The organism is Listeria rocourtiae subsp. hofi (genome assembly GCF_963575615.1).
In the GTDB taxonomy this organism is placed as follows: Bacteria; Bacillota; Bacilli; order Lactobacillales; family Listeriaceae; genus Listeria_A; species Listeria_A hofi.
Genome location: NZ_CAUYTL010000011.1, coordinates 20305 through 32801, shown reverse-complemented (window position 1 = coordinate 32801; position 12497 = coordinate 20305). Strand labels below are relative to the sequence as shown.

General features: G+C 41.0%; 12 protein-coding genes. 7 read left to right on the top strand and 5 right to left on the bottom strand.

The window, feature by feature from the left end; translation table 11 throughout:
* Position 1: 1 nt before the first annotated feature.
* The 3 genes from uxuA to R8925_RS06870 are packed head-to-tail and all read left to right on the top strand — an operon-like array spanning position 2 to position 3469.
* Positions 2-1081 carry a mannonate dehydratase gene (gene uxuA, locus R8925_RS06880; RefSeq protein WP_430535151.1) on the top strand — a complete coding sequence of 360 codons (1080 nt, stop codon included), beginning with the start codon at positions 2-4 and terminating at the stop codon, positions 1079-1081.
* A 1-nt stretch (position 1082) separates the two neighbouring features.
* Complete coding sequence (locus tag R8925_RS06875; protein WP_430535150.1) at positions 1083-1925, top strand: SDR family oxidoreductase; 843 nt, start codon at positions 1083-1085, stop codon at positions 1923-1925.
* A gap of 32 nt (positions 1926-1957) precedes the next feature.
* The gene (locus tag R8925_RS06870) at positions 1958-3469 is read left to right on the top strand and encodes an MFS transporter (RefSeq protein ID WP_430535149.1); all 1512 of its coding nucleotides are present in this window, start codon (positions 1958-1960) and stop codon (positions 3467-3469) included.
* Positions 3470-3520: 51 nt separating this feature from the next.
* Here R8925_RS06870 and yjbH read toward each other — a convergent pair whose 3' ends face one another.
* The 3 genes from yjbH to R8925_RS06855 form a co-directional block, all read right to left on the bottom strand.
* Positions 3521-4324 (bottom strand): protease adaptor protein YjbH, encoded by an 804-nt coding sequence (yjbH, locus tag R8925_RS06865; protein WP_430535148.1) that lies wholly within the window; start codon positions 4322-4324, stop codon positions 3521-3523.
* Positions 4325-4597: 273 nt separating this feature from the next.
* The gene (locus R8925_RS06860) at positions 4598-5179 is read right to left on the bottom strand and encodes a CYTH domain-containing protein (protein WP_430535147.1); all 582 of its coding nucleotides are present in this window, start codon (positions 5177-5179) and stop codon (positions 4598-4600) included.
* A gap of 16 nt (positions 5180-5195) precedes the next feature.
* Positions 5196-5675, bottom strand: a complete 480-nt coding sequence (locus R8925_RS06855; protein ID WP_430535146.1) for a tetratricopeptide repeat protein — start codon at positions 5673-5675, stop codon at positions 5196-5198.
* A 169-nt stretch (positions 5676-5844) separates the two neighbouring features.
* On the opposite strand from R8925_RS06855, the gene yjbM reads away from it, so the two are divergent.
* The 4 genes from yjbM (at position 5845) to fabI (ending at position 9418) form a co-directional block, all read left to right on the top strand.
* Complete coding sequence (yjbM, locus tag R8925_RS06850; protein WP_133619769.1) at positions 5845-6507, top strand: GTP diphosphokinase; 663 nt, start codon at positions 5845-5847, stop codon at positions 6505-6507.
* Positions 6508-6557: 50 nt separating this feature from the next.
* Positions 6558-7349 carry an NAD kinase gene (locus tag R8925_RS06845; RefSeq protein WP_430535191.1) on the top strand — a complete coding sequence of 264 codons (792 nt, stop codon included), beginning with the start codon at positions 6558-6560 and terminating at the stop codon, positions 7347-7349.
* Positions 7350-7666: 317 nt separating this feature from the next.
* Positions 7667-8557 carry an RluA family pseudouridine synthase gene (locus R8925_RS06840; RefSeq protein WP_430535145.1) on the top strand — a complete coding sequence of 297 codons (891 nt, stop codon included), beginning with the start codon at positions 7667-7669 and terminating at the stop codon, positions 8555-8557.
* A gap of 72 nt (positions 8558-8629) precedes the next feature.
* Positions 8630-9418 carry an enoyl-ACP reductase FabI gene (gene fabI / locus R8925_RS06835; protein WP_430535144.1) on the top strand — a complete coding sequence of 263 codons (789 nt, stop codon included), beginning with the start codon at positions 8630-8632 and terminating at the stop codon, positions 9416-9418.
* Between the two features lie 338 nt (positions 9419-9756).
* On the opposite strand, the gene R8925_RS06830 is transcribed toward fabI, so the two are convergent.
* Together R8925_RS06830 and R8925_RS06825 are read right to left on the bottom strand one after the other, a co-directional pair.
* Positions 9757-11907 carry an ATP-dependent Clp protease ATP-binding subunit gene (locus R8925_RS06830; RefSeq protein ID WP_430535143.1) on the bottom strand — a complete coding sequence of 717 codons (2151 nt, stop codon included), beginning with the start codon at positions 11905-11907 and terminating at the stop codon, positions 9757-9759.
* A gap of 144 nt (positions 11908-12051) precedes the next feature.
* Complete coding sequence (locus R8925_RS06825; RefSeq protein ID WP_430535142.1) at positions 12052-12486, bottom strand: GNAT family N-acetyltransferase; 435 nt, start codon at positions 12484-12486, stop codon at positions 12052-12054.
* Positions 12487-12497: the final 11 nt, after the last annotated feature.

The following is a 12497-nucleotide window of genomic DNA, read 5'->3' as shown; positions in this document are numbered from 1 at the left end:
GATGAAAATGTCATTTCGATGGTATGGAGAAAGTGATCCAATTTCACTTGATTATATAAAACAAATACCGGGCATGAAAGGGATTGTGTCCGCTATTTACGACGTGCCAGTTGGTGAAGTTTGGCCCGTCGAAAAAATTCAAATATTAGTAGATCAAATAACGAGTAAAGGCCTTGAGTTATCAGTCATTGAAAGCGTGCCTGTCCACGAACACATTAAGCTGGGTTTGCCGACAAGAGAGCGCTATATTGAAAATTACCAGCAAACGATTCGTAACTTAGCAACTTGTGGTATAAAAACAATTTGTTATAATTTCATGCCGGTATTTGATTGGACAAGATCTTCTTTAAGTCACCCATTACCAGATGGATCAACGTGCCTTAGCTATGAAAAAGCAAGCGTTGAAAAAATGGACCCGCTCCAAGGTGAGCTAAGTTTGCCAGGCTGGGATGAAAGTTACCAGAAAGAAGAATTAAAAGTACTGTTTGACCATTACGCCTCTGTGGATGAAGAGCAGCTTTGGGAAAACCTTGCTTACTTTATCAAAAAAATTATTCCTGTCGCCGAAGAAGAAGATGTAAAAATGGCAATACATCCAGATGATCCACCTTGGTCGATTTTTGGTCTACCTCGAATCATTACGAATAAAGAAAATTTAACGCGCTTCTTAAATATCGTTGACAGCGCTCATAATGGACTTTGTTTTTGCACAGGTTCTTTGGGAGCAAGTGCGACAAATGACTTACCAGGAATGATTCGCTATTTCGGTAAAAAGCAGCGAATTAACTTTATGCATGCTCGAAATATTAAGCGAACGGGTGATCAGGATTTTCATGAGTCCGCGCACATGTCTGAATACGGCTCCATCGATATGTATGAAATTATGAATGCACTTGCTGATGTTGATTTTGCAGGTCCGATTCGTCCAGATCACGGCAGAATGATTTGGGGAGAAACAGGTAAACCAGGCTATGGTTTATATGATCGCGCATTAGGAGCCGTTTATCTAGGTGGTTTATGGGAAGCGGTGCAAAAAAAGAACGATTCCCTTTCCAAAATTCCAACACATATGGAGGCATAAAATGAGTCAAGCAAACTTAAAAAATAAAGTAGTCGTCATTACTGGTGGATCAGGCGTGCTGGGCGCTTCCTTTTCAAAACGAATGGCAGCGCGCGGAGCAAAAGTGGTAATTCTCTGTCGCGATTTGGCGAAAGGGGAAGCGTTGACTAAAGAAATCCAAGCAGACGGCGGACAAGCGATGTGTCTAGTAGCCGACGTTTTGAAGCTGGCGAGTTTAGAGGAAGCGCACCAACAAGTACTGGAAACATTCGGCGCTTGCGATATTTTAATCAATGGAGCAGGTGGCAATCATCCAGACGGCACAACCTCAAAAGAGTATCTAGCTGCAGAGGATATACACGATACCGGACTAAAAACCTTTTTTGATTTGAAGGAGGCAGGCATTGCATCTGTTTTTAACTTGAATTACATGGGAACGTTGCTACCGACACAGGTCTTTGCAAAAGATATGATGGATAGACCCGGCTGCTCAATTATTAATATTTCTTCCATGAATGCCGATACGCCATTAACAAAAATTCCTGCTTACAGTGGCGCAAAAGCAGCGGTTAGCAATTTCACGAAATGGCTAGCAGTCCATATGTCCAAAGTTGGAATTAGAGTTAACGCTATTGCTCCTGGTTTTTTTCTCACCGCTCAAAATGAAAAAATGCTTATTGCTGAGGATGGAAAGCTAACAGACCGAGCGGAAAAAATTATTAGTCATACACCACTGGAACGTTTTGGGGAACCAGAGGAACTTTTAGGGACGTTGGAGTTTTTGGTGAATGAGGAAGCATCTGGCTTTATAACGGGCGTTGTTATTCCAGTTGATGGTGGATTTTCTGCATATTCCGGCGTCTAAGGAGCAATTCAAAATGAAGGGGAGTTACGAGCATGATAAGTAAAACAAAAAATCCGAAAATAGGTTTTAAAACTGTTCTGTCTTATGGAGCAGGCGATGTATTTGGTGGTGGAGCGTTTGCTATTGCTGGTTTGTGGTTAATCTTTTTCTATACGAATATTGCTGGCTTAACACCTGTAGAAGCGACATCGATTGTTGCTATCGGGCGTTTCGTCGATGCTTTCTTTGACCCGTTGATGGGTTACATTACAGATAACTTTTATAAAACGAAACTAGGAAAACGGTTCGGTAGACGGGGCTTCTTCTTTCTGCTTGGCATGCCGTTATCGCTGACTTATGCACTCATGTGGACAGTCGGCTTCGGTGGTTACTGGTACTACCTACTTACTTACGTTATGTTTGGGTTTGTATTCTCACTAATCACAGTTCCATACGAAACATTGCCTGCTGAGATGACGAGAGACTTCAACACGCGTTCTAAACTAACGACAGTTCGCTTACTATTCTCACAAGGTGCAACTTTCTTAGCTTCATGGTTGCCAGGTGTGTTAATCCAAATTTACGGAGACGATTCTCCTACGTCATTTCTATTAATGGGGGTTTGTTTCTCTATTATTTATGCGATTATTATGTTTTGCTTATACAAATTCACTTGGGAACAGCCTGTCGTCGTACATGAGCAAGAGCAAAATTCATTTCGAAGTGATATGAGATACTTATTTAAAGAATTGATTTCTACATTTAGAGTTAAAACGTTCCGATTACACGTTCTTATGTATACAGGAGCCTTTCTTGCGCAAGATATTTTTGGCGCCACGTTCGCCTTCTTCATTACATTTGCCATTGGTCAAGATGCAGTATTAGCCTCTAAACTTTTGAGTACAATGGCTGTCGTTCAAATTATCTTTGTGCCAATTTTCGCATGGTTCTGTATTAAATTCGGGAATGGAGCCGCCTATAAAATTGCTTTGACAGCAGTTATTGGTGGGATACTAGGATTCGTTGCGATTTACTACTTTGTTGTTGCACAAGTCTTGTTAATGCTTTATCTAGTATCGATTCTAATGGGAATTGGTCGAAGTGGGACATTCTACGTACCTTGGAATATTTATAGTTTTGTAGCCGATGTAGATCAAATGCTAACTGGTAGAAGACGAGAAGGTATCTTTGCAGGCGTGATGACATTTACGCGGAAATTCGTGCAATCTGTGGCGATTCTTTTAGTAGGAGCTTTTTTAGAAAGCTTTGGTTTTATTTCTAAGCAAACGGTTCAATCGAGTAGCGCAGTCAACGGAATTATTATTGTGTTTGGTATCGGTACGATTGTTTTTGTGCTCCTAGGCTTGCTTATCTCAACTAAGTTTAAATTAACGAAAGCTAATCATAAAATACTGTTACATGAAATTACACGTTTGCAGGAAGGTGGTTCTATGGAGACTGTCGATCCGCATACAAAAGAAGTGGTTGAAGAATTGACAGGATGGAAATACGAGCAGAATTGGGGGAATAATCAAGTTGTTCCTGCTAGAGAAAAAACTGTTTAAGCCTATCAAAAAGGAACCTTCATTTGGTGGTGGAGGTTCCTTTTTAATCTGTTATAGAGCGATGTATTTCCATAGTGTCTGGCCATCTTTCGAATCGACCATCGTTACTTTTTGCTGCAGGCGCCATTTCTTCATTTGACGCTCTACTTGCTTTTCAGGCAAAGCGTACATACTTGCGATTTCTTTGGTTGTCGAAATTTGAACTTCCTCCATATATTCCTCAAGTGTCGGCGTCTCTTTAGGCTCGGGGAAATGATTGAGTAACTCTGAAAGAATATGCACGTAAACATCATAACGATGCAAGCCACTAATCTTTAAGCCTTCATCCTCGATATTCCGATTGAAAAATACAACAGTTGGATTTTGATCAATCTCCATTTCGTGTGCCACTTTTTGATCGCCAATATAGGCGCGTTTAGCGAGATTGGATTGTAAATCGGTTTTGAATTCAGCCAAGTCAAGGCCAACATTTCTAGCCGTTTCGTATAAAACCGTAGATTCAGAAATATCTTTTTCATCGATGAAATGGGTTTCTTGAAGTTTGCGCAAGAAATCAATGCCTTGTCTCTTGCCTTGGAGCTCTGCTGCTTTCACAGCTAAGCAGGAGATATAAGACATGTGTGCCATTTCTGGCTGAGGAATAGTACAAGCATTACGCTTTTGCCTACTCATCACCGTTTGTAGATTATTATGCAGGACATAGCGCAACTTAAAGTAGTTGCCATATTCCATCTGCAACCGCCGGATCGTATGTTCCATATTCCAACACTCCGTACAAGCCGGATCGAAAAATAGATAAATCTCAATAGGTTTGCTATTACAGACCGATTGAAGATATAAATTTTGGTTTATCATTGCTTATCACCTGTTTTCAGTTTCTAATCTCTCTTGATTAGACAAAGTATACGCGAATGTTTCTATTTCTCTAAGAGGTTAATGTTGGATATGTCACGATACCATTCCTATTACCATAACTACATTTTAGCAGTGGAAGATTAAATTAACAAATGATTGCAATCAGAATTAGATAAAATTATTACCCAATTTTGACGAAATCGTAACATTTCAGAAATAACTTTGTGCATATGATAAATGATGTGCACGCTACCATCAAGTGATAGCAGGCTTTTATTTCTCTTTGTAAACAGCTTCATAAAAACGTAATATTTTATTCATCGTAGGGCGCTTCGGAATTCCACGATCCTCTAAAAATCGGTTGAATATAGCTTGTCCTTTTTCAAAATCAGTCACTTCATATTCCAATTCGAAATCATGCGTGTTGCTATAGAAACTTTTATCGAAAACGAGCAGTCCTTTTTTGTAGCTTTTTTCTGCGCGTGTAGTCGTCAGTGAACCGAACATAACAAGGTCTTGATGGTCAATGCCGAATGTGCTTAAAGTATCGCGAACCGGACCAACAGGAATGTTAGCGCCATCCAAAATAGCCGTAACTTGTTCTTCTGCCAAAATTTGTGTCGTTTCCAATAAGCCAATTTGTTCAGGTGTCTTTAAAGTGAGTTCGTAATGGGATTCCCGTTTTCTAATTCTTAGAGCGGCTAACCGACCTTTCAACTGAAAATCAGCGGTGTCCAAATAATAATTCGTCTGCGTGAAAAAATCAGATTCTTCTAGTTTGAATTCCCGGATTAATAAATCATATTCGCTTGTCGTCAGCATATTCTTAAACTCAATTTCTAATTCTTGACTCATGCGGCTAGCTCCTTTTTTAGTCCCAAACAGCGTCTAAATCTGTCGAGTAATTAATAATTGCGTCTTTGTACGCCATGATGGACGGATCATTTGATGTTTCCCCGATAATTTTGATTGCGAGTTGCATTGCTTCTTTATAATGTCGTTTGTTGTACAATGACATGCTTGTAAAAACTGCGAGCGCTTGGTTTTCTGGGAAGGTTGCACGCGCTTGTTGAAAAATTTCATCCGCTTTTTCGTAATTTCCAACAGCTCGATATGTGCTCCCAAGCCCGATGTACGCGTCTGCTAAGCAATCCTCAGGAAGTCCTATTTTGAGTGCTTTCTCATAATAGGAAATGGCCTCTGTTTCGTCGCCTAAGCCATCACAACTCCAAGCCACGTAGTAGTTTAAAAGGGCATTATCTGATTCTGCGAGCAAGGCATTTTTAGCGGATTCTTTGGCATTTTGATACTGCCTGCTTTCCAGTAACGCTAGGATTTCTGCTGGCTTCATTATCGTTCTCCTCCTCGTCCTATCTATCCCTTCATTTTAACACAAAAGGGGAGAATAAATGAAATCAAAAAAGATAGAAGCAAATAGGAGAGAAAGACTAACAAATATGCTAAAATAGGAGTTGAGCAAGTTTATCACATAATGAAAATCGACATATGAGGTGAGTTTTTTGAATCATTGGGAAGATTTTTTAGCGCCATATAAACAAGCAGTGGAAGAACTGAAAATTAAGTTAAAAGGGATGCGTTCGCAATTCCAGCTCGCAAATAACCATTCGCCGATTGAGTTTGTGACCGGCCGTGTAAAGCCAGTTTCAAGCATTTTGGACAAGGCGAATAAGAAGGACATACCGCTAGACAGGCTTGTCGAGGAAATGCAAGACATTGCAGGGCTTCGGATGATGTGCCAGTTTGTGGATGATATTAATGTGGTTGTGTCACTTCTACGACAACGCAACGACTTCCGAATTATTGAAGAACGCGATTATATTACGAATAAAAAGCCAAGTGGTTACCGCTCCTATCATGTTGTGATCGAGTATCCGGTTGAGACAGTACAAGGGGAGAAAAAAATCTTGGCTGAGATTCAAATCAGGACTTTGGCGATGAATTTCTGGGCGACGATTGAGCACTCGCTAAACTATAAATATCAGGGCGAGTTTCCAGAAGACATCAATGTTCGACTAAAGCGCGCAGCTGAGGCGGCTTTTCTTCTAGATGAAGAGATGAGCGAGATTCGTGAAGAAGTACAAGAAGCGCAAGTGTACTTTACTAAAAATAAAGAAGTGCCAAAAGATAAGAACGCGAATCACCATACATTACCGAAAAATTAAGAAGTTACGTTGTTGAATTTCGCGCACAAAAAGATAGGGGAGAAGTAATGATGAAGTATGCAGTCACTTCAAGAGGTGATGAAAAGTCCAATCTATTACGGCTCAAAATGATAGGCTATTTCGATGATTTTGATATGATGTATGATGAATCTGAACCAGAAATTGTGATCTCGATTGGTGGCGATGGAACATTGTTGGCCGCTTTTCATGACTACCAACACCGACTAGACAAAGTAACTTTCGTCGGGATTCATACAGGTCACTTAGGCTTTTATGCTGATTGGCGTCCATCTGAGGCAGAGAAACTTGTTTTTGCGATTGTAGAAGGAAAATATGACACAGCAGCCTATCCGCTTCTAAAAACGACAATCAAGTATGGTGGAAATAAAGAAAAGGTCTATTTAGCGCTGAACGAGTCCACGATTAAAAGCTCTGGTGGCCCCTTTGTTGTGGATGTTTCGATTAACGGTGCTCACTTCGAGCGATTTCGTGGAGATGGATTATGTATGTCAACACCATCAGGAACTACTGCCTACAACAAAGCACTTGGTGGCGCATTGATGCATCCATCGATTGAAGCAATGCAGCTGACCGAAATGGCATCGATTAATAATCGCGTGTACCGGACAATTGGTTCACCGCTTATTCTACCAAAACATCACTCGGTAACGTTGAATCCAGTCAATGATAAAGATTTCCAAGTATCGATGGATCATTTAAGTATTCTACATCGCGACGTCCGTGAAATCAGGTACGATGTCTCCCAGCAAAAAGTAATGTTTGCACGCTTCCGCTCCTTCCCATTTTGGAAGAGGGTACACGACTCTTTCATCGAAGAATGAAAAGCTGAACGGGCTCGTTCAGCTCCGAAAAAATTTGTTAGGGGTCGCAATAAAAACCCGCACCTGGTTTTGTGGAGGGCCCGAAAATTTCGAGGAGCTAGCCCGTGAAGCTGGATCGCGAAGAAGGATACGTCGAAAAATGAGGCGTTCCCGCCAACAAGATTGGCAAACAATGAAAGTAAGCTAGCCTAGAGGTAGTCGTACAAACAAAGATTTCTAAACTAGATCTTCAAACGCTTTCGCTCGATTTGTTGGTAGCAGGATGTAGAGCTTATCCAGTAAAGATAAAAGATATAAACATTAAAAGAGGTATCAATATGTATTTAGAGTGGGATGTCGCGGTGGATGAGGAAAATCTGATGCTGCGTACTTTTTTGCGAGGAAAATTTGTTTCGAAGTTGTTGCTTACTTCGGTGAAATTTTCGGAGGATGGTAAGATTGAAGTGAATGGAAAAGAGGAGAATGTGCTTTACCGAGTGAAGGCTGGGGATCATGTTCGGATTACTTTTCCGAAAGAGCAGGAAAATGAGCGATTGCTGGCTGAATATGGTGAGCTGCCGATTGTTTTTGAGGACGATTTTATTTTGGTGTTGGATAAGCCGGCGGGGATGACGAGTATTCCATCGCAGTATCATCCAAGTGGTTCGGTTGCCAATCATTTGAAGGGTCATTATTTGAGAAATAATATTGATTCGGCGATTCATATTGTGACGCGCCTCGATAAGGAGACGTCTGGTTTGATGCTGATTGCTAAAACACGGTATGCGCACGGCAGACTTAGCACGCTACATCAAACGGGCCATGTGACGCGTAAATATCAGGCACTTATTTCGGGGAATATGGAGACGCGTTCAGGAAGCATCATCGCGCCCATTGGCAGGAACCCGGAAAGTCTGATTGAGCGGGCTGTTGTTGCAGATGGCAAATACGCAAAAACGAATTATGAAGTTTTGGCGAGCTATCCAACATTCGATCACGTTAAAATTCAACTCGAAACTGGTCGAACCCACCAAATACGAGTTCATTTTGCGCACGTGGGGCATCCACTTGTTGGTGATAGCATGTATGGCGGGTCAACCGAATTATTGAGCCGTCACGCGCTACATTCTTGTCATTTGGAGTTAATCCATCCATTCACCGAAGAAAAAATGGCTTGGGATAGCGAAATAGCGCCTGATTTAGCGGGTATTTTGACACAACCTAAATAATAACAGTTTTAAAATGACAAGCATTCGTGTAAAATGAAGAGAAGCGCGTAATTTGAAGGAGGAAATGAATAAATGAATCTAACTTTAGAGGGAAAAAACTATGTCGTAATGGGCGTAGCAAATAAGAGAAGTATTGCCTGGGCGATTGCTCGTTCGCTAAACGAAGCAGGAGCAAATCTGATTTTTACATACGCAGATGATCGTTCGAAGCGCAGCATTGAGGAGTTGGTTGCTTCTTTGAATGAAAATAACCAAAATCCGCTTATCATCGAATGTGATGTAAATAAAGAAGAAGCGATTGTGGCAACTTTTGAGACAATTAAAGCGAAAGTTGGTCAAATTTCTGGGATTGCACATTGTATCGCATTTGCTAATAAAGACTTTTTGGCAGGCGATTATTTGGAAGTGGATCGCGAAAGTTTCCTACAAGCGCACGAAGTTAGCGCATATTCATTCACAGCAATTGCACGCACGGCAAAACACTTAGAGATGTTAACAGATGATGCGAGTCTAGTGACGTTGACATATCTTGGCGGTGAGCGTGTTGTGAAAAATTATAATATCATGGGCGTTGCAAAAGCAGCACTTGATGCAAGTGTGAAATATTTGGCGATGGATTTAGGGAAGCACGGCGTTCGTGTCAATGCCATTTCAGCCGGTCCAATCCGCACCGTTTCTGCACGTGGCGTAGGTAGTTTCAGTGAATCATTAGCAGTCGTAGAAGAAAAAGCACCATTAAAACGCGCAACCCAAGCCGAGGAAGTAGGCGATACAGCATTATTCCTATTTAGCGCTTTATCACGCGGCGTAACTGGCGAAATGATCCATGTAGATAGTGGTTATCACGTTATTGGATTCTAAATAAGATAGTAAATTGGTTGGTAGGAGCATTCTTACCAGCCGATTTTTAAGAGGAGAATTGTCATTTATGCTTCTATGGATATCTGTTGGAATATACATTTTGATTTCAGGGTGCATACTTTTATTTTGTAAAAAATTTGGATTCCGAATTGTCATTGCATTGTCTCTGATTGTGTTGTTTCTATTTGACGGGGCACCTTTTAGCAGCGTCTTAAGTATCAGTTTTTCCATGTTAAAAACGGTAGTATTTATTGGTATTTTGCTACTAATTGTCATGTATTTCAAGAAAAATCAACATAAAAAAACGCCTTGAAATTTTTCAAGGCGTTTTGCTAGTGTTATGCTTTTGCTTGGACAGAAATCGTATCATCTTCAAGCACAGCAACAAGTTCTTTTGCCTCAGGTTGCTCAATCATGAAGTCGGCAATTGCGTCTTCCAAATGGGATTGAATCGTTCTGCGTAATGGTCTTGCTCCAAAATTAGGATCATAACCAATCTCGGCCAGTTTTTCTTTCACCGCAGTATCTACTGTTAAATCGATTTCTTGAGGTGCTAGCATTTCGTTTAAATCAGCAAGCATCAAGTCCACGATAACAAGCAAATGCTCTTTATCTAAGTTCTGGAATGTCACAATCGCATCCAAACGGTTTAAAAACTCTGGTTTGAAGTAATCGCCAAGTTTATCAAGAATTTCAGATTCTTTTTTCACAGCTTCGGCGGCTGTCGTTGCAAAACCAACGGAAGCTTCTGAAAGCGATGCACCTGCATTACTCGTCATGATAATCACAGTATCTTTGAAACTCACTGTGCGACCTTGACTATCAGTTAGGCGGCCATCCTCTAAAATTTGCAGAAACATGTGCTGCACGTCTGGATGGGCTTTTTCCATTTCATCCAGCAAAATAATACTGTACGGATTGCGGCGAACTTTTTCGGTTAACTGACCTGCTTCTTCGTGACCAACATAGCCAGGAGGGGAGCCAATCAATTTGGAAACGCTGTGTTTTTCCATGTATTCGCTCATATCTAGACGAATCATTGCGTCCTCTGAACCAAACATTTCAGAAGCGAGCGTCCGGCCAAGCTCTGTTTTACCAACACCGGTTGGCCCAACAAATAGGAAGGAACCGATAGGACGATCTTTTTGTTTCAAGCCAACGCGGCTACGACGAATCGCTTTGGCAACTTTTGTAACGGCTTCTTCTTGACCGATAACTTTAGATTTCAAGTTGGTAGCTAAATTTTTCATCTTAGATTGCTCGTCTTCTTGTAGACGGCCAACGGGGATACCGGTTTTTTCTTCAATCAGTGCTTGCATATCAGCTGCGTGAATCGTTGGCATTTCAACTGTTGTACCATCTGCTTTGCGCTCTTTTAGCTTTGTAATTTCATCTCGAACCGATGCGGCTTCTTCATAATTTTCATTGCGTAACGCGGCATCTTTTTGCTCTTCTAAATGAATAATAAGCTCATTAATTGTATTTGGGTCGACATGCTCTAATGTTAAATTATATTTAGAACCAATTTCATCCATCAAATCAATCGCTTTATCCGGTAAATGACGATCCTGAATATAGCGATCACTCAGTTTCACCGCTGCTTCAATCGCATCTTGTGCATAAATAACGTGATGGAATTCCTCATATTTTGGCTGTAAACCGGCAAGGATCGTGAGTGTTTCATCAATCGTAGGCTCGTCAACAAGAACTGGTTGGAACCGACGCTCTAACGCAGCATCTTTTTCGATTTTGCGATATTCTTTTAAAGTTGTTGCGCCGATCATTTGCAACTCTCCGCGAGCCAGCGCTGGTTTCAAAATGTTCCCAGCATCCATGGAACCTTCAGCAGAGCCAGCTCCAACAATCGTATGCACTTCATCAATAAATAGAATCGTGTTTTCATCGGCTTGTAGTTCGCTAATCAACTGTTTCATACGCTCTTCAAATTGTCCGCGAATGCCAGTGTTAGACACGAGGGAAGCAACATCTAGCAGAATGACTTCCTTGTTTTGGAGCTTTGCAGGAACATTCCCAGCAACGATTGCATTGGCTAAACCTTCGACAACTGCCGTTTTACCGACACCAGGTTCTCCGATAAGAACCGGATTATTTTTATTACGTCGATTTAAAATTTCAATCATGCGCTGAATTTCTTCATCACGACCGATGACTGGATCAAGTTTAGACTCCCGTGCCATGGCAGTTAAGTTAGTGCCATACTCATCTAACAAGCCACCACGACCGCCACCTGCTGTTTGCGTCTTAACGGTTGCTTTGCGTTCTGATTGCGCGTTTTGTTGCCCACCAGCAATATTGGCAAAAAATTGATCCATTTGCGAATAAAAATCATTTTGGCCGCGATTACTTCCAGCAGATGCCCGGAACTGGGCGTAGCAATCAGGACACAAGGGCATCTCCATTTTCTGCCCATTCACGCTCATATATAATTGAATTGTAGCTTCATTTTGATTACAATTTTGACATTTCATTGGAAAACCTCCCATAAATTTTGAGATTTAGGTCTGACTTTGACTTTATTTGACCTTATGATAGTAGTATACTCTGACCAAGTTTGACTTTCAACTATTTTGCTCATAAAAAAAGAATTCCGGATTAGGGAATTCTCACTGTCATTATTTCAATTGTTTTTTCATATCTTTATGTTCAATCCCTGCATCCATGAAGATATCAGAACATACTTCATACCCTAACTTTTCATAAAATGGAATTGCTGTTGTTTGTGCGCCTAGCTTCAATAAAGTTACATTTTGTGCTAATGCCTCTCGCTCAATGGCCTCAATAATACGGCGGCCGCTACCTTTTTTACGGGCTACTTTACGAGAACAGATTCGCTCTACCTTCCCATATTCAGGTAATGCGCGGAATCTACCTGTTGCAAGCGCCGTACCGTCTTCATCATAATCCACGAACATGACGGTCGAATCAAGCTTATCGAATTCATCCCATTCTAATTCCGGATCAACTTTTTGTTCCAAGACAAATACCTCATTTCGAATATCAAAGGCATCTTGTTTCCCTCTTTTATCTGTTACTTGCTTTACTGCCATGCTTTCTATTC

Excerpts from the sequence above, each read along its gene's own strand:
- R8925_RS06840 (WP_430535145.1), top strand. The coding sequence starts at position 7,667 with ATGTATTTAGAGTGGGATGTCGCGGTGGATGAGGAAAATCTGATGCTG.
- R8925_RS06825 (WP_430535142.1), bottom strand. The coding sequence starts at position 12,486 with ATGGCAGTAAAGCAAGTAACAGATAAAAGAGGGAAACAAGATGCCTTT.
- R8925_RS06875 (WP_430535150.1), top strand. The coding sequence starts at position 1,083 with ATGAGTCAAGCAAACTTAAAAAATAAAGTAGTCGTCATTACTGGTGGA.
- uxuA (WP_430535151.1), top strand. The coding sequence starts at position 2 with ATGAAAATGTCATTTCGATGGTATGGAGAAAGTGATCCAATTTCACTT.
- yjbH (WP_430535148.1), bottom strand. The coding sequence starts at position 4,324 with ATGATAAACCAAAATTTATATCTTCAATCGGTCTGTAATAGCAAACCT.
- R8925_RS06855 (WP_430535146.1), bottom strand. The coding sequence starts at position 5,675 with ATGAAGCCAGCAGAAATCCTAGCGTTACTGGAAAGCAGGCAGTATCAA.
- fabI (WP_430535144.1), top strand. The coding sequence starts at position 8,630 with ATGAATCTAACTTTAGAGGGAAAAAACTATGTCGTAATGGGCGTAGCA.
- R8925_RS06860 (WP_430535147.1), bottom strand. The coding sequence starts at position 5,179 with ATGAGTCAAGAATTAGAAATTGAGTTTAAGAATATGCTGACGACAAGC.
- R8925_RS06845 (WP_430535191.1), top strand. The coding sequence starts at position 6,558 with ATGAAGTATGCAGTCACTTCAAGAGGTGATGAAAAGTCCAATCTATTA.
- R8925_RS06830 (WP_430535143.1), bottom strand. The coding sequence starts at position 11,907 with ATGAAATGTCAAAATTGTAATCAAAATGAAGCTACAATTCAATTATAT.
- R8925_RS06870 (WP_430535149.1), top strand. The coding sequence starts at position 1,958 with ATGATAAGTAAAACAAAAAATCCGAAAATAGGTTTTAAAACTGTTCTG.